This is a genomic window from Desulfoluna sp. CYM3A (genome assembly GCF_056829965.1).
Genome location: NZ_CP186556.1, coordinates 3,201,561 through 3,218,061, shown reverse-complemented (window position 1 = coordinate 3,218,061; position 16,501 = coordinate 3,201,561). Strand labels below are relative to the sequence as shown.

The window sequence follows — 16,501 nt, the reverse complement described above, 5'->3', positions numbered from 1 at the left end:
ACCACAGCTTGAGGGCCAAGGTCCCCAAAAAAACCGGCCCAGCTTCTCCTGGCCGTTGGGTGGCTCAGCTGTCGCCGGGGGAGGTCGCCTGCCGGGCTTCGGCGATGTGGGACCTGTCGGGTTCGGGGGGGTGGCTGAAGTAGCAGGTGATGGCTTTTCGCGCATAAGCGCTGGCCCGGGTCCCTATGTACGCCTGGTGCCCCACCACCACGGCGATGGCCATGGATCGCCCCGTTTTTTTCTCTTTGGCAAATCCCACGAACCAGTCCACGCGCACATCGCGGGCCTTGTTGGAGATGGACCCTGTTTTTCCGCCAAGGGTGAGGTTTTTCAAGACAGGGTCTCTGCGGTACCCGGCAAAGCTTTTGCGGGCCGTGCCGGAGCGGATGGTGCGCTGCATGAGCTCATTGAGGGTGGAGGAGACCTGCTGGGGCACGGCGCGACCCAGGGTCGGCGGGCGAGGCACGGAGAGCTCTTCGCCTCCGTCCGTTGTCACCGAGTCCACGAGGTACGGAGCGGGGATCTTCCCGCCGGTGACGGCTGTGGCGCCGATGAGGGCACCGTGGAGGGGAGAGATCCGGGTTACCCGGTTGAATCCGCAGGCAACCTCCGCCCACTGGTAGGGCTCTTCCCCGATGGCAAGGATGCTCTTTTCCACGGGCAGGTCAAAGGCGATGTCCTGATTGAAGAGAAACCGGTCCGCGTAGCCCGACAGGTTCGAGCTTGAGGGCGCCCAGCTTGCCGAAGACCGGGTTCACGGACTGGGCAAAAGAGTCCCGAAACGAGATGGTGTTGGTGTACTTGTTTTTCTTCTCGTTGAGCTGTCGCTTGTAGAGGGTGTACTTCCCCCCGTTGAAAGAGAGGGTGCTGCGGGGGGTCAGGCCCAGCTTTTCTGCGGCGGCTGAGGCGGTGATGATCTTGAAGATGCTGGCGGCGGGGTAAGCGGCTTCAAGGCTGGGGTTTGTGATGCCCTCGTCCTTGCTGAAGCCGGCCATGGAGAGAATACGTCCGGTGGCCGGGTCCATGGCCACTGCAGCCACATAACGCGGTGTGCCGCGTTTTCGGGCAATATTGCGTTTGAATTCGCTGATAAGAAGGGCCTGGAGCTCCAGGTCCAGGGTGGTGGTGACCGTGAGTTCCTGCTCTCCCTGGGTAACCTGAAGCACCTTGTGATCCAGGTGGGCCAGGGACTTGGGGGCGAGAAGGCCTTTCAGGTTGTCCTGGCTGAGGAGATTGGGGTTCTCTTCCGGGGCAGGGGGCGCTGCCGTGAAGGTCTCTTTGACCCGGGGCGCCACGACGATGGCCAGGGCCACGACAAGTGCCACCAGGGCGCCGCCTGCAAGGCCGCGCAAGGCGCCTTTTTTAAAGCTTTTGGATCGTTCTTTGATCTTTTGGCGTTGCTTCAGGCTCTGCTGGTAAGCTCGCCAGTCCTGTTTTTGCTGTCGCATAGGTCTCGTCGGAGGTGTCGTGATAGTGTCAGGCGCCCCAAAACCAAGCATACAAGGGCAGCAGGTGTTGAGCCGGCTTCGCAAGCCGGGATGCGTCAGCCCGAAGGGCCTTCGGGCTGACGCCGTGTCCATGTCTCCACGCCTTTTTCGTCAAGGCGGCGAAACGATTACTTAACGGGTGTTCCCGGCTTCAAACCCTCCACGTCAAAGGTGGCAAGGGAGAGGTTCTTGCGCTTGGTGGCGGCCAGGAGCATGCCCTGGGACTCCACGCCCATGAGGGTGGCAGGGGCCAGGTTGGCAACCACCACCACCTGGGTTCCCTTGAGCTCTTCCGGGGTGTAGCTTTTGGCGATGCCCGCCACCACGGTGCGGGGAGTGCCTTCCCCCAAGTCCACGGTGACCTTGAGGAGTTTGTTGGCCTTGGGAATGGGCTCGGCATCAAGGACCGTTCCCACGCGCAGGTCCAGGTTCTGGAAGTCGTCGAAGCTGATCTCCGGCTTGAGGGGCGTTGCCAGGGCCTTTTTGGCCGGGGCGGGCTTGTCCTTGGCCTGGGCCTTTTCAAAGGCCTTCAGGTCGATGCGGGGAAAGAGCGCCTTGGCCTTGGTGATGGCACCGCCCGGGGCAAGGGCGCCCCAGGTCTCAAAGGAGGAGAGGCGCATGGGGGTGTCCCCTGTGCCCAGGTGTTCCAGCATGGCCTTTGCCGTGCCCGGCATGACCGGGGAGATGAGCCCGGCCACCACCCGGAGGCCTTCCAGGAGGTTGTACATGACCGTCTTCAGGCGTGGGGCCTGGGCCTCGTCCTTGGCCAGGTCCCAGGGTGCGGTTTCGTCCACGTATTTGTTCATGCGGCCCACAAAGGTCCAGATCCCTTTCAGGGCCCGGTCAAAGGCGAAAAGGGGCATTTCGGTGCGGAAGGCCTCGCGGGCAGCGTCCGCGTCGCCGGCCAGGGAGAGTTCGTCCATGAGGGCGGCATCGGGCTCGGGAACCACCCCGCCGAAGTACTTGAAGCTCATGGCCACCACACGGGAGAAGAGGTTCCCCAGGTCGTTGGCCAGGTCGTAGTTGATGCGCTTGACAATGGCCTCTTCCGAGAAGTTGGAGTCGTGGCCGAAGGCCATGTCCCGCATGAGGAAGAACCGGTAGGCGTCCACGCCGTAGGTCTCCAGCAGGTAATCGGGGCTGGCCACGTTGCCGAGGCTCTTGGACATCTTGGCGTCGCCCATGTTCCAGAACCCGTGGACGTTGAGGGTGTTGAAGGGGGAGAGCCCTGCCGCCTTGAGCATGGTGGGCCAGTAGATGGCGTGGGTCTTGAGGATGTCCTTGGCCACGATGTGCTGCACCTTGGGCCAGAAAGTGGCGAACTTGTCGTCTTCGGGATATCCCAGGGCCGAGACGTAGTTGAGCAGGGCGTCGAACCAGACGTAGGTGACGTAGTTTTCGTCAAAGGGCAGGGTGATGCCCCAGGTGAGGCGCGACTTGGGCCGGGAGATGCAGAGATCCTCTAAGGGCTCCTTTAAAAAGGAGAGCACCTCGTTGCGGTACTGCTTGGGCCGGATAAAGTCGGGGTTGGCCTCGATGTGGTCGATGAGCCACTGCTGGTACTTGCCCATGCGGAAGAAGTAGTTGGACTCCTTGATGCGCTTGGGCTCTTTTTTGTGGTCCGGGCACTTGCCGTCCACCAGCTCACGCTCCAGGTAGAAACGCTCGCATCCCACGCAGTAGAGGCCCTCGTATTCCGAGTAGTAGATGTCGCCGTTGTCGTAGATCTTCTGGAGGATGTCGGCCACCACCTTTTTGTGGCTTTCGTCGGTGGTACGGATAAAGTGATCGTTTTCAACGGAAAGCTTGGGCCACAGGTCCCTGAAGAGGGCGCTGATCTGGTCGGCGTACTCCTTGGGGCTGCACGCGTTGGCTTCAGCCGCCTCGGCGATTTTGTCCCCGTGTTCGTCGGTGCCGGTGAGGAAAAAGGTCTCGGCGCCGAGCATTTTGTGAAAGCGGCTCACCACGTCGGCTGCGATGGTGGTGTAGGCATGACCCAGGTGGGGCTTGGCGTTAACGTAGTAGATGGGCGTGGTAATATAAAAAGGATCGGTCTGGTTCATGGATCTCATCTCTGTTGGTTCTGTTCTGGGTCGTGCCCGCAGGCTCCGGCTGCGCAAAGGGGCCTGAAGGCACCGGGCGGGCAGTCGTGACGGCACCGCCGGGTGCATGAAGGGCGCCTTGCCGGGTAAGGCTTTTTATCCTCTGGGTTTGTCCGGTTTGACGTTGTCCAGGTCGGCTTCGTACTCGCCCCCCTCATCGAGCCTGACGGTGAGGCGGTTGCAGATGACGTTGTGACGGATCACCTTGCCGCGGCCCTTGTCCGTGGTGACGAATTTTCCCACCTTGGGATAACGCTCTTTGAGCTTCTTGTAGGTGGCGTCTTCAAAGGTCAGGCAGCACATGAGCCGTCCGCAGAGGCCGGAAATCTTGGTGGGGTTGAGGGAGAGTCCCTGCTCCTTCGCCATTTTGATGGAGACGGGCTCAAACTTCTCAATAAAGGACGAACAGCAGATCTCCCGGCCGCATCGACCGAGCCCACCGCACATTTTGGCCTGGTTGCGGATGCCCACCTGGCGCATTTCGATGCGCAGGCGGAACTGACGGACAAGGATCTTGACCAGCTCGCGGAAGTCCACGCGTCCGTCGGCCGTGAAGAAAAAGGTGAGCTTGCTGGCGTCGAAGGTGCTCTCCACGGCAAAGAGGTTCATCTCCAGGCCGAGTTTTTCCACCTGCTGCTGGCAGAAGTCGTGGGCCTCGGTTTCGAGAAGGATGTTCTTCTCCCGCTGCCTGACGTCCTCTTCCGTGGCCAGGCGAAACACCTTTTTCAAAGGGCTGCCGGTCTCTTTTTTTTCCAGGGGTTCCGGCGGGGTGGCCACCACCCCTAAGCCGAGCCCCTGCTCGGTGGTGACGATCACCTTGTCGCCCACGTTGAGGACATAGGGACCGCTGTTGAAATCGTATATTTTTCCGGCCGGTTTGAACCGAATGCCGACTACTTTTTCCATAGGTCTGTGCCACACTGCTTGGGTGAAAAAAGGCTGCTTGCCGCATGGGCATGCGGAAAAGCACGTATGCCCCTTCGTGCACGGCGTAAGTAAGGCTGCGGTGCAGCCTGCCGAGGCAAAGGGGCACGACAATTGGGGGAAGCCGAAAGCGATCAGCTCTGCATCAGCTTCAACGCCATCACCTCCAGGGTGTGCCGCAACACGGTGTTGCCGTCGATGCGCTGAAGGGTGTCCCGAACCGTGTCGGCCATGGCGGTGAGCCGTGGCATCTCGAATCGGGCCGCATCGGCTTCCAACTGCGGCATAAGGTCGCGGTTTACCACACGCCCGGGGTCCAGTTTACAGACCATCAGGTCGTGGAGGTAATGCCCGACCAGTGAGAGGGACCGGATGGCCTTCTCTTTGTCCCTTCCCAGCACCTCGGCAAAGGCCAGTGCATGGGAGAGATCTCCCCGTCCCGGCAGGGGCAGGGCCGTAAAGAGCCAGTTGCGCTGTGCAAGCCAGGCCTCCACGCCGCCTTTCCCCGAGACCATCTCAAGGGCCCGGGCATAGCTGCCGTCACTTAAGGCGGCCACTGCTTCGGCCTGCTGCCGGGGCAGGTCCGTCTCTGCCGTGAGGCATCGTACCACGGTCTCCTGTTCAAGGGGCCGAAACGCGACGAGCTGGCACCGGGACAGGACCGTGGGCAAAAGCTCCGAAGGCTGGCAGGTGGTCAGGATGAAAAAGGTCCCGGCCGGAGGCTCTTCCAGCACCTTTAAAAGGGCGTTGGCTGCCTCGCGGTTCATGTGGCCCGCCTCCCGGATCACAATGACCCGATGGGTTGCCTCCAGCGGTTTTGCAAGCAGAGTATTGCATAGATCACGGATCTGCGAAAATTCCAGCACGGGTGCCGTCCGGCTCGATAACCCGGATGTCCGGATGGCTTCCGGCCTCGATTTTACGGCAGCTTCGGCAGGTGCCGCAGCGAAGGGAGAAGAGGGGGTGACACTGGGGCTCCGACGGTGTGTCGGGGCTTTGGCAGTTGAGGATCTGGGCCAGGGTAAGGGCTGCTTCGGCCTTGCCGGTTCCGGCGGGGCCGGAGAAGAGCAGGGCGTGGGGGAGGGTGTCGTGACGTGTCATGGACAGGAGGGCGGAAAGTGGCTGCTCCTGTTCTGGGAAGTGTTCTAACATAGATGGTGCCACCTGTGAGTATGATGACGCGGGGTCTCCGGGTGAAAACCGCCTTTTTTCTCAAAAAAAACGGCACGTGACTCGGGACGGCTGTGAGGCGGTTGCCTTTGCCGGCCGTCCCGGCAGTGCCTTAGCTGTCCCGACGGGAGTCGGGGACACCGCCGAGCCGTTGTCGGCGGGCGGTGCCATACCCGGAAAAAGGGGCGCTAGTAGTCCACGCGCTCCTTGAGCTCCTTGCCGCACTTGAAGAAGGGCAGCTTTTTGGGGCTGATGAGCACTTTGTCGCCGGTCTTCGGGTTGCGGCCGGTGTAGCTCTTGTACTCTTTGACGTAAAAAGAGCAGAGGCCGCGAATCTCTACGCGGTCCCCGCGGGTCAGGGCGTCGGTCATTGAATCAAAAAAGATCTGTACAACCTCCGCAGCTTCCGCTTTGGAGATATTGGCTTCGTTTTTCAGTGTGGAGATCAGCTCCAGTTTATTCATACATCCTCCTTAGAATACTAAGACTTATCTTTCAATCTGGACGCCTCGCGGGCGTTGCATCGCTCTTAAATAAACGTAAATCCATAGCAAGTCAAGGGGTTATGGAGAAGTTTTGAGCGGATTGTGGAAAAAAGTGAAATCCCCTGATTTTTCGACGGCCCCGACCCTCGGGGATGCAAGGGGCGGGGCGTTCTAAACCTTGTTTTACGGGACGCGTTCGATGTCCGTGTCGGAAACATGGACCGCTGCTGACTGCCCCAGGATATCAATGTTGACGATGACCCGGCCCTGGCCGAGGTTCTTGGCAAAGATGCCCGTGATCCCCTCAAAGGGGCCCCGGGTCACGATGACCGCCTCCCCTTCCAGGAAGGTGGCGGCGGTGAAGATCTCTTCCCCGGCGGAGACCATGATCTGAAGGGAGGAGAGGGACTCCTCCGGGATGGCCACCGGTCCCCGGGTGCTCCCCAGGACGCGGACCACGCCGATGGTCTTCAGGATGGAAAGGTGGTTCTCAGGGGTAAGCCCCGCCTTGACAAAGACATAGCCGGGAAAAATCGGGACATCCAGGACCACACGGCGGTCCTTTCGCCGGCTCGGCTTTTTCATTTTGGGGAGAAAGGTCTCAAAGGACTTCTTGGTCAGGTTTTCGAATACCACATTTTCAAATCGACTCCGCGTGTGAAGGGCGTACCACATCTCATCCGTCGGGGTGATAATCGTCATGTGAAGATCCTCAAAAAGGTGTCATGGGTTGGCGCGCCGTTCTCCCAATAAGGAGGGGGCGGCGCGCAGTTCTGTTGTCTTGATCAGTTGGCGTCGTAGCTGCTGTCGAAGCCGCCGAGGCCGGTCAGCTCCACGCCGAAGACGATTTTTGTGTCGTCGGTGGAGTCTTCATACCGGGTGAACAGGGACCAGCATGAGGAGGTGTAGGTGACGCCTACGGATTTCTTGATGTCTTCGTTTTCCTCGATGTCCCGCTCGTAGTCGCAGTCCAGGGTGATGCGGTCAAAGAGGCCCGTTTTAAACCGGGCCACAAGGCTGTTGGTGGACTCGTAGCTGGTGGACGGGGTGATGCCCAGGCTTTCGTGGATGCTCTCCAGGGGGTCCCGCTTTTTTCGGTGGCTGATGCTGAAGAGCCTTGTCTCTTCGGTTCCCATGATCAGGGCGGTGTTCTGGGTGAGCATTTCGGATTCGTACCAGCTCCAGGTGCCGTCGAATTTGAAGTAGAGGTTCATGGCCGGGTTGAAGATCAGCTCGGCGTAAAAGGGCCTGAAGGGTTCCTGGGTGAGGCCGTTGCGCCATTTGGTGGGATCGGACTCCTGTTCTTCCTGGATATCATAGGTCTGGGAGATGGTTCCGGTGAGGAGATCCCGGTAGACGGGGATGCCCTCGCCGTTTTTCTTGGAGGTCAGGATGGAGTCCAGCTTCAGGGTAATCTGGTTTTTGCCGTCGATTTCGTCAATGGAGTCAAAGCGCGGGTACTCGGACTCCTCCAGGCGATCCTGCCAGTCGTAGGTCAGGGTCGGCTTGATGCGGTGGCGGGCCTTGTCCGCCCAGTCGGCATCTGTGTTGAAAATCCGGTAAAACTCCGTTGAGATGTCCGTGGTGAACTCGGGAACGGCGGCGGAATGGGTCCCGGAAAGGGCATTGGTTGAATCTTTTGTGTCGATATCCCACCAGAGGCCTTTCACCCCTGCGCTGGGATCCACGGAAAAGGCGCCCACCTTGAAGGGCATGTAGACCTTCGGCAGGACGTAGGTGCGCTCGCCGTCGTAGAGGGCGTCGGTGAGGTCTTCCCGGTAGAAGCTGGTGGCCCCGCCCGTGACGGAGACCTGGAGGGGTGTGGTGCCCAGGGCGGTCCGTGACTGGGTCATGGTGAGGGTGGGAAGCTGCTGGAGGGTGGAGTCCTCGGTGTCCTGGGAGCGGGCCACGACGTCATCGTTCCAGATGCCCGCGAGGCTGGCGGTGAAGGCGTTGGTGGTTTTGGTGACCGAGAGCTTGTTGGTCCTCACCGTGTCGGTGTAGTCGTCGAGGGTTCGGCCCATGAACTCTTCCATCTCGTCCTGGGTGGCGTCGAAGCCCCCGGGTCCGTCCTTGAACTCCCGCAGGTAATCCTGATCGCTGACCCAGTCCAGATCGAGTTTGGCTTTGAACCCGCCGCCGAGTTCCTGGTCGGCCTTGCCGCGGAACCAGTAGCGGTCCGTGTTGGTGCGGTCCGGGGAGCCGTCGTACCCGTAATCGGAGTTGGCGCTGGTGCCGTCGTCGATTTTCTGGTCGTCGAGGCCTTCGACGGAGAAGATCCCCCTGGACAGGGCGCTTGCCATGTACCGGAACTCAACGCCTCCGCGGAGGCCGCGTTCGGTCATGTAGTTGGTGTAGACCGTGGCGTCCATGCTGTCGCCCATGGTGACGAACAGGGGCTGGATGATGTCCAGGCCTTTGCGTGAGGAGTAGCCCACAAGGGGCGCCAGCAGGCCTGTCTGCCGTTTGATTTTAACGGGGAACAGGAGGTACGGGGTGTAGATTACGGGGAGGCCGGCTGTCTTGAGCATCACGTGGTGGGCCGTGCCGTAGCCTTCGATGGTGATGTCCAGCTTGCGACCGGTGATGGACCGAACCAGTCCGGCCTTGCTGTCGCAGGCGGTGATGCGCGACCCTTCGGCGGGCGTCGTCCTCACCCTTCGGCAGCGGGTGCGCCGGGATCACCAGGTACGGTGATGCTTGATGAACACCTGCTCGTCGTGATGGTGCTTGGCGAGTCGATGGCGCAGGCGATGGGCGGCCTCCGGGCGGCCGTCTTTGTCGGTCTCCAGGTCATCGCCCTCGGCCTCGGCGGTGCCTTCCTGGATGTGGTAGGTCACGTGGTCGGCGTGGAGGGTCACCGAACCGTCGGTGACCAGGACGTTGCCTTCGGCGACGTAGACCCCTTTGGCCGCGTCATGGGCCAGGCTGTCCGCGGTGATGTTTACCGGGGCCTTGCCGGGCGTGGGGGCGGCAGAGGCGGATTGAACCGTAAGGGTGAGGATGCTTAGCAGGAGAAACCATGTGAATCTGTGCGGAAAGACCATGTTGAAGCGTGCCTGTGTCGTCTGTCACCCCAAATGACTAAGGGGCTGGGTTGAGGTCTCCGGCCGGTGACGGCCCAGGGTGCCCCGGTGGACGGGCCCTGTGGGATCCGACCGACGTCGAGGCGTCGAAGAACAAGTGTGGCTTTGATTTTTCCCCGGCCATCACGTATGATGCCCTCGAAAAAAGTCACGGGCTGAAACGCCCTGCATCTCCTCATTGCCTGAGGAAGAAGATGCCGTGGCGTTGAAGAGTATTGCTGAATTTACCGGGTGCGTATACCGTTGCCCTGTGGGTCGGTCCGGCCCCTGTCCTTTAGACGTGCCGACGGGGCGTTTTCGAGACCACCCGAGTTATAAACCCCGAATACCCTGAAAAGTCAAGTTGAACATGGGGCGGGGACTGTACGGCACATGCCGCATTGCGTGGAAACGAAGCCACCGGAAATGAGTTGAGGAACGACTATGCTGATTACCCTTGAAGGGATTGAGGGCTCTGGGAAGAGTACTCAGATAAAACGGATAACGGCCCACCTGGAGACGCTGGGGCGCCGGTGCATCACCACGCGGGAGCCCGGAGATACGCCCATCGGTAAGAAAATTCGGGCGATCCTTCTGGACCCGGAGAACCGTGAACTTACCTCCCTTGCGGAGCTTTTCCTTTATGCGGCCGACCGTGCCCAGCACCTGGGGGAGCGGGTTCTTCCCCACCTTGAGGCCGGTGACGTGGTGGTGAGCGACCGCTTTTTCGATGCCACCACCGCCTACCAGGGATATGCCCGGGGCCTGGATCTTGAGGTGATTGAGAAGATCCACGGCATGGTGCTTAAAGGGCTGCGGCCCGACCTGACCCTCATCTCCGGACTCCTCGAGGTGGGCCTGGGGCGGGCCATCTCCGCCATTGAGGCGGGGGACCGCACCGTCGCTGAATCCCGGTTTGAGCAGGAGGCCCTGGCCTTTCACGAGAAGGTCCGGGCCGGCTACCTGGCCCTTGCCCGCCGTGAGCCCGACCGCTTTGTGATTATTGATGCCACCCTCTCTCCCGATGAGGTAACCGAGGCCGTGACACGGGCCATTGATGAACGGCTCGCCCGAAGGGTGAGAAAATCGTGAATTACATTTTGTGTTTTTGAAATGCCTAATTTTTTCACAGCAACCACCTCTAATGGTATTAAATAATTGCAAATAGCCCGTTTTTTTCATGAAATATCCGGGCTGAGGGATGAAAAGAGCTGAGACCATGACGACCCATACGATTCTGGATGCCATCGGCAACACCCCCCTTGTGGAGGTGACGCGCTTGAATCCCAACCCCCGCGTGCGTATCCTTGCCAAGCTTGAGTATGTCAACCCCGGTGGCTCCATCAAAGACCGCGCCGCCCTGTCCATGATCGAGTATGGGGAGAAAACCGGGGCTCTGACCCCGGACAAGACGGTCATCGAAGCCACCAGCGGCAACACGGGCATCGGTCTGGCCATGGTCTGCTCGGTGAAGGGGTACCGACTGAAGCTGGCCATGAGCGAGGCCGTGAGCGAGGAGCGCCAGAAGATCCTTCGAGCAAGGGGCGCTGAGATTGTCCTCACCCCGGGCCACCTGGGCACCGACGGGGCCATCGACGAGGTCACCCGGCTGGTGGCCGAGCACCCCGAGATCTATTACCGCAGCAATCAGTACAGTTCCCCGGCCAACTGGATGGCCCACTACCACGGCACCGGCCCGGAGGTCTGGGCGCAGTGCGAGGGGCAGGTGGATTGCGTGGTGGCCTCCATGGGTACCACCGGGACCCTCATGGGGCTCTCCCGGCGCATGAAAGAGTACAGGCCGGAGATCCGTATTGTGGGGGTCGAACCCTATCTGGGCCACGGCATCCAGGGTCTCAAGAACATGAAGGAGGCCAATGAACCCCCCTATGATGAGCGCAGCCGTCTGGACGAGAAGGTCAACGTCGAAGACGACGAGGCCTTTGAGATGACCCGGCGCCTTGCCGCAGAAGAAGGGCTCTTTGTGGGCATGAGCAGCGGGGCGGCCATGGTGGCCGCCGTCAAGGAGGCTGAGGCCATGGAGTCGGGGACCGTGGTGGTGATCCTGCCTGACGGCGGGGAACGGTATCTCTCCACGCATCTCTTTTCCGTCAAGGACAAGCCCGGGCCCATGCTGTACAACACCCGCACCGGTCGGCGGGAGATGTTCGCCCCCAAAGATCCCGGGGTGGTGACCCTTTACTCCTGCGGCCCCACGGTCCATCAGCGACTCGACCCTTCCTCATGCGCCGCTTTCTCTTCTCGGACCTTCTCAGCCGCTATCTGGGCTACCGGGGGTTTGCCGTTCGCCATGTGGTGAACATCACGGACCTGGACGACAAGACCATTGCCGGTGCTGCGGAGCAGGGCGTGCCCCTGGCTGAATTTACCCGCCACTGGATCGACTTGTTCCACAAGGACCTTGCCGCTCTGACCATCAAGGCCCCCGAAGCCTGTCCCAAGGTGAGCGATCACGTGGATAAGATGGTATCGGTCACCGAGGAGCTCCTTAAAAAAGGAGTGGCCTACGAAAAGCTGCGGTCCGTCTACTTTGACATCTCCCAGGTGGAGACTTACGGGAGTATGTCCGGGGTGGATCTGGAGAAGATCCGCCTGGGGGCCACCGTGGACCTGGATGAATATGAAAAGGAGAACCCCCGGGACTTTACCCTTTTTAAACGCACCCGGGGCCGGGAGCGTGAGATGGGTGTGAGCATTGCCACCCGGTGGGGGCGGGTTCGGCCCTCCCTCCACGTGCAGTGCGCGGCCATCTCCATGGCGTTTCTGGGGGGCGGTTTCGATATTCACACCAGCAGCCGGGAGCTCTTGTTCCCCCACCATGAAAACGAAGAGGCCATAGCCCGGGCCCTCACCGGCGAGCCCCTGGCCCGGTTCTGGCTCCACTGCGACCGGGTTCTGGTCCGTGGCCGCAAGATGGCGGGCAACGGCGAACGCATGACCCTGGAGGATATTCGGGGCATGGGCTTTGACGGTCGTGTCCTGCGGTACTGGCTTCTGTCCGGGCACTATCGCAAGCCCCTGAACTTTTCCCGGGAGCGCCTGGAGGAGGCGGCCAAGGCCCTTGCCAAGATTGATGCCTGCATCCATGCCCTCATGGCGCGGGAGTCCGGGCGTCCCTTCACCGACCTGGACCAGGTTGTCTACGATATCCGGCGGGGCCTCATTGATGCCATGGACGACGACCTCAACGTGTCCCGCTGCCTGGCGGTTATATTTGGCTGATCCCGGCGGATCAACGCCCTGTTGGGCGACGGCTGGATCGACGCGGACGGCGCCCGGGAGCTTCTCAAGATTTTTCGGGATGTGAATCAGGTCCTCGGGGTCTTTGACTTTTCGGATGAAAAGGGAGCCTGTCGCGATGAGGTGGCGTCCCTGGTGGCTGAGCGGGACCGGGCCAGGGAGATGGGGGCGTGGGACCGGGCCGATGCCCTGCGTGACCGCCTGGAGGCCATGGGGGTTACCGTTCGGGACGCCCGGGTCGACGAAGGTGGCGATTTTGCCGTGCACGGTACATGGGTCTTGATGCCGCAGCAAGCGGCGCATACCTTAAAGAAAGATGATTTAACATCGGAGGATTACTGAATAATGATGCGCGTGGACCATACTTTCCCCATACCCATATGAGCGATGCCGTGGCCCAGGTGCTGACGCCGCTGTTCGACGAGGTGGTCATCACCAAGGCATCGACCGCAGACCCTGTCCCCGACGGGGTTACAGCCCTTGGTCCCTCCCCTGAAGAGGAAGCGCGCCTGTGTGCCCTGCTGGCCGACTGGCGGCAGTTCAGCGGAATCCATGGGGAGGGGCTTGCCACCTATGCCCGTGGACTGGGCCAGCGGGTGGACCCTCTGGATGAGCTGCTCGCCTCCCAGATCAAATGTGAACTCCAGCGCCAGATCAAGGGCGATACGGCCCGCAACGAGGGGGCCGATGCCGTGACCACGGCCCGGGCCCTTCTCAGTCTGGCCGCAGAGTATGACCTGAGGCACCGGGATCTGGATGACGACCTGTGCCGCATCGACGCCAGGCAGCAGGCGCTTCTGGATACCTTGAAAGGAGAGGTGGCGGACGGCCGAAGCCGTCGAATCCCGCGAGAAAAGGCGGCGGGGAGGTGAAGATGATGCAGCGCCTCTCTGCCTGGGGGAGCCTCTTCACAGCCGAAGGGGAGGCCTGCCCGGACCGCCTCTTTGTCACCACCAGCCGGGAAGCCCTGGATTTGGTGGCGGAGCACGGAGGCATTGCCCTGGAAGAGCTCGGGGTGCTCCGGGGCGTGGGCCTGAGGCGCGAAAGCCTGGAAGCCCTGTTTGCCGGGGACCCTTCGGGAGTCCCCCTGGAAACGGGGTCCGATGACGGTGGGGTGCCCGTCACGTTCACGATATGCATCGCTCGTGGTGAACACCCGTACAATCTATTTAACCGGTTTGCTCGCGGAACAAATGTTTCCCTGCAGGATCGGACTGTTCAAGGTTCTGAAATAAGAAGATGTGGTCTTCGTTCTTGCTAGAGATTGCCCTGGACTAGTGATTGCGCAAGGGGCTTTTTATGGATGCTACTTTTTTAAAAACCATATTGACAGCCCCTGAAAAATATATAATGAATAGATCTGACTTCGTCAGGACAGATTATTTTCAGGCGTTTTCAGCCTGATTTTAGTTTGGGTGAGAATATAACTGAATATTTTTTAAGGAGGCTTTAAGATGGGTTTCGAACCTAAAGTAGATGTCGACAAGTGCACCGGTTGCGAAGAGTGTGAGCCACGCGACCGCAGGATATTTGAGATGAAGGACGGCAAGTCCAGCGCTGCAAACGCAGAAGAGTGCCTTGGCTGCGAAAGCTGCATTGAAGTTTGCGAATCCGACGCGATTACTGTTGAAGAAAACTAGTTGACGTTTTTTTCATGAATCCCCGACGTGCTCCGGCGCTGTCGGGGATTTTTTTTCCCGCCCCTTTCGTACACGCCTTTCAGATCCTCTTTTGAAAACACGTGGTTTTGTGCTTCCGGCACCTGCAGAGGGTGAACATCCACCTTGCCCGGGAGAGCATTTTGTGATACGTCGGTTTTTTATACATATCTCTTAAAAGCGGAATTGTTTGGTTTATGAAACAGTATGTCATTGATGAACTGAGACCCGAGGATTACGACAAGATCAAAGCCTGGCTGGACGACAACCTGGAGAGATCGGCCCTGGGAGATCTTTACTGGCTTCCCCTGGACGGCGGACTGCTCAATGACGTGCAGCGGGAACACACGGACTGCGCCCCCCATGTTTTTGCCCTGGAGTTGGGGCCCACCAGCCTTTCCTGCGAACTGCTTGTCCGGACACGAAAAAAGGTCACCTGCCCCTGTATCGGCTACGCGACAGATCAACAGTTTCTCTGGCTTGTGGGGCGCATGGACGAACTCTTCCAAGCGGCCGGGGTCCTCTGTTAGCGTCATGGACCCTTTCGCTCCCCGTGCCGACGGCATGGGAGACACGCAACACCCATCTTTGCCGTCTTTGGCTATGGATGGCCATTATCATACACATTTGACAAGATCATCAATCAACATCACGAGACTGGGTGAATAGATGGAACACAATGTATCACCGGAAGGCGACAAGGCCTTGAGAATCATTCCCCTGGGAGGACTGGGCGAGATCGGGCTCAACATGATGGTGATTGAGTACGGTGATGACGCGATCATCATCGACGCCGGGCTGATGTTTCCGGAAGATTACATGCTCGGTATCGACATCGTGATTCCGTCCATGGATTACATCAAGCAGAACGCCTCGAGCATTCTGGCTGTGATCCTGACCCATGCCCACGAAGACCACATCGGGGCCCTGCCTTACCTTTTAAAAGAGGTGGACATACCGGTCTACGGCACCTCCTTTACATTGGGCGTGGTGCGCAGGAAGCTGGAAGAACAGGCGGGCCTGGGCTCCTCCTCCCTCAATGTTTTCCACGCAGGGGAGCTGCTCCGCATCGGTCCCTTTGAGGTGGACCCCATCCGGGTGAGCCACTCCACGGTGGACGGGGTGGGTCTGGCTGTACGGACCCCCCGGGGCGTGATTGTCCACACCGGCGACTTCAAGATCAACCTGTCGGGCAACGAGTCCACCATGACCGACGTCAACAGCTTTGCCCGCTACGGGGAGAAAGGGGTCCTGGCCCTTTTGTCCGACTCCACCAACGTGGAAAAACACGGCTACACCATCTCCGACGGCGAGGTGGCCGATTCGTTGAGGCGCATTGCCTTTGACGCCGAAGGGCGCATCGTGGTGGCCCTGTTCGCCTCCAACGTGGCGCGCATCCAGCAGATCGTGGACATTGCCGAGAAAAAGGGCTGCAAGGTGGTCTTCTGCGGACGCTCCGTGGATGCATCCGTGAAAATTGCCCGGGAGCTGGGTCTTCATATCCCGCAGGGGATGGAGCTGGACATCCGTCGGAGCAACGATTTCCCGGCCAACCGCCTGATCCTCATCACCACCGGGAGCCAGGGAGAGCCCATGAGCGCCCTGGCCCGCATGGCCGCCGGAAACCACAAGCACATCAAGATCCGGAAAGACGATACCATCGTCTTCTCATCCAAGATCATCCCGGGTAACGAGAAGGCCATCGCAGGGATCATCAACACCATCTATCGCCTGGGTGCCAACGTGGTGTACGAAAAAACCGCGCCGGTGCACGTGTCGGGCCACGCCCATCAGGAAGAGCTCAAGACCATGATGCACCTGACCCGGCCCCGCTACTTTATCCCCATCCACGGCGAATACCGCCATTTGGTGCACCACGCCCGCCTGGCCGAATCCGCAGGCATTCCCGAGGAGAACGTGGTCCTGGCCGAGAACGGGGACATCATCACCTTTGACGACGACGGCGCCCGCCTGGACGGCAAGGTGGCCACAGGCCGCGTGCTGGTGGACGGCAAAGGGGTGGGGGACGTGGGGCGCAGCGTCCTGAAAGAGCGGCAGATGCTGGCCGAGGACGGACTGGTGGTGGTGACCATCGTGTTTGACGAAGAGACCGGGGTCATTGTGTACGGCCCTGAGATCGTCTCCCGGGGGTTTGTCTTCTGGACGGCCACGGGGCACCTTCTGGACGACGCCCAGTGCGTCATCCTTGAGGTGGTGGAGGAGGTGGGCATGGACGCCCCCAACCGCACGGATCTCATCCGGTCCAAGATTCAAAAGGCGCTGCGCCAGTACTTCAACTTTACCATCAAGCGCCGACCCATCATCGTTCCCGTCATCATGGAGCTGTAG

Annotated in this window: 19 protein-coding genes; 9 read left to right on the top strand and 10 right to left on the bottom strand. The window is 60.2% G+C overall.

The features are described 5' to 3' along the window. Nucleotides 1-64: 64 nt before the first annotated feature. From ACOYW1_RS16420 to ACOYW1_RS16375, 10 genes are all read right to left on the bottom strand, one after another. Nucleotides 65-658, bottom strand: coding sequence for a penicillin-binding transpeptidase domain-containing protein (locus ACOYW1_RS16420; protein ID WP_482418885.1), 594 nt, complete (start codon nt 656-658; stop codon nt 65-67). A gap of 7 nt (nt 659-665) precedes the next feature. Further along, a complete protein-coding gene (locus ACOYW1_RS16415; RefSeq protein WP_482418884.1) occupies nt 666-1,448 on the bottom strand; it encodes a penicillin-binding transpeptidase domain-containing protein in 783 nt (260 codons plus the stop codon). A gap of 167 nt (nt 1,449-1,615) precedes the next feature. Beyond that, on the bottom strand, nt 1,616-3,550 hold the full coding sequence (metG, locus tag ACOYW1_RS16410) for a methionine--tRNA ligase (RefSeq protein WP_482418883.1): 1,935 nt from the start codon (nt 3,548-3,550) through the stop codon (nt 1,616-1,618). 135 nt (nt 3,551-3,685) lie between these two features. Continuing rightward, entirely contained in the window at nt 3,686-4,495 is an 810-nt protein-coding gene (locus ACOYW1_RS16405; RefSeq protein WP_180143215.1) for a PSP1 domain-containing protein, read from the bottom strand. Between the two features lie 152 nt (nt 4,496-4,647). Next, nucleotides 4,648-5,379, bottom strand: a complete 732-nt coding sequence (locus ACOYW1_RS16400; protein ID WP_482418882.1) for a DNA polymerase III subunit — start codon at nt 5,377-5,379, stop codon at nt 4,648-4,650. Continuing rightward, a complete protein-coding gene (locus tag ACOYW1_RS16395; protein WP_482418881.1) occupies nt 5,354-5,665 on the bottom strand; it encodes a hypothetical protein in 312 nt (103 codons plus the stop codon). Before ACOYW1_RS16395 ends, ACOYW1_RS16400 begins: the two co-directional genes overlap by 26 nt. 206 nt (nt 5,666-5,871) lie before the next feature. Further along, nucleotides 5,872-6,147 carry an HU family DNA-binding protein gene (locus tag ACOYW1_RS16390; protein ID WP_092211940.1) on the bottom strand — a complete coding sequence of 92 codons (276 nt, stop codon included), beginning with the start codon at nt 6,145-6,147 and terminating at the stop codon, nt 5,872-5,874. 204 nt (nt 6,148-6,351) lie between these two features. Next, on the bottom strand, nt 6,352-6,870 hold the full coding sequence (gene nusG, locus ACOYW1_RS16385) for a transcription termination/antitermination protein NusG (protein ID WP_246317822.1): 519 nt from the start codon (nt 6,868-6,870) through the stop codon (nt 6,352-6,354). An 83-nt stretch (nt 6,871-6,953) separates the two neighbouring features. After that, nucleotides 6,954-8,825, bottom strand: coding sequence for an LPS-assembly protein LptD (locus tag ACOYW1_RS16380; RefSeq protein WP_482418880.1), 1,872 nt, complete (start codon nt 8,823-8,825; stop codon nt 6,954-6,956). Nucleotides 8,826-8,849: 24 nt separating this feature from the next. Then, on the bottom strand, nt 8,850-9,215 hold the full coding sequence (locus ACOYW1_RS16375; RefSeq protein ID WP_482418879.1) for an LptA/OstA family protein: 366 nt from the start codon (nt 9,213-9,215) through the stop codon (nt 8,850-8,852). Nucleotides 9,216-9,677: 462 nt separating this feature from the next. On the opposite strand from ACOYW1_RS16375, the gene tmk reads away from it, so the two are divergent. The 9 genes from tmk (at nt 9,678) to ACOYW1_RS16330 (ending at nt 16,501) form a co-directional block, all read left to right on the top strand. Further along, the gene (tmk, locus tag ACOYW1_RS16370; RefSeq protein ID WP_482418878.1) at nt 9,678-10,325 is read left to right on the top strand and encodes a dTMP kinase; all 648 of its coding nucleotides are present in this window, start codon (nt 9,678-9,680) and stop codon (nt 10,323-10,325) included. A 127-nt stretch (nt 10,326-10,452) separates the two neighbouring features. After that, the gene (locus tag ACOYW1_RS16365; RefSeq protein WP_482418877.1) at nt 10,453-11,553 is read left to right on the top strand and encodes a PLP-dependent cysteine synthase family protein; all 1,101 of its coding nucleotides are present in this window, start codon (nt 10,453-10,455) and stop codon (nt 11,551-11,553) included. Further along, nucleotides 11,478-12,476, top strand: coding sequence for a cysteine--tRNA ligase (locus ACOYW1_RS16360; RefSeq protein WP_482418876.1), 999 nt, complete (start codon nt 11,478-11,480; stop codon nt 12,474-12,476). Before ACOYW1_RS16365 ends, ACOYW1_RS16360 begins: the two co-directional genes overlap by 76 nt. Before the next feature lie 21 nt (nt 12,477-12,497). Continuing rightward, a complete protein-coding gene (locus ACOYW1_RS16355) occupies nt 12,498-12,836 on the top strand; it encodes a CysS/YqeB C-terminal domain-containing protein (protein ID WP_482418875.1) in 339 nt (112 codons plus the stop codon). 50 nt (nt 12,837-12,886) lie between these two features. After that, entirely contained in the window at nt 12,887-13,366 is a 480-nt protein-coding gene (locus ACOYW1_RS16350; protein ID WP_482418874.1) for a hypothetical protein, read from the top strand. A 2-nt stretch (nt 13,367-13,368) separates the two neighbouring features. Then, nucleotides 13,369-13,755 carry a hypothetical protein gene (locus ACOYW1_RS16345; RefSeq protein WP_482418873.1) on the top strand — a complete coding sequence of 129 codons (387 nt, stop codon included), beginning with the start codon at nt 13,369-13,371 and terminating at the stop codon, nt 13,753-13,755. 193 nt (nt 13,756-13,948) lie between these two features. Beyond that, nucleotides 13,949-14,134 (top strand): 4Fe-4S binding protein, encoded by a 186-nt coding sequence (locus ACOYW1_RS16340; RefSeq protein ID WP_482418872.1) that lies wholly within the window; start codon nt 13,949-13,951, stop codon nt 14,132-14,134. A 215-nt stretch (nt 14,135-14,349) separates the two neighbouring features. After that, a complete protein-coding gene (locus ACOYW1_RS16335) occupies nt 14,350-14,682 on the top strand; it encodes a hypothetical protein (protein ID WP_482418871.1) in 333 nt (110 codons plus the stop codon). 139 nt (nt 14,683-14,821) lie between these two features. After that, entirely contained in the window at nt 14,822-16,501 is a 1,680-nt protein-coding gene (locus ACOYW1_RS16330; protein WP_482418870.1) for a ribonuclease J, read from the top strand.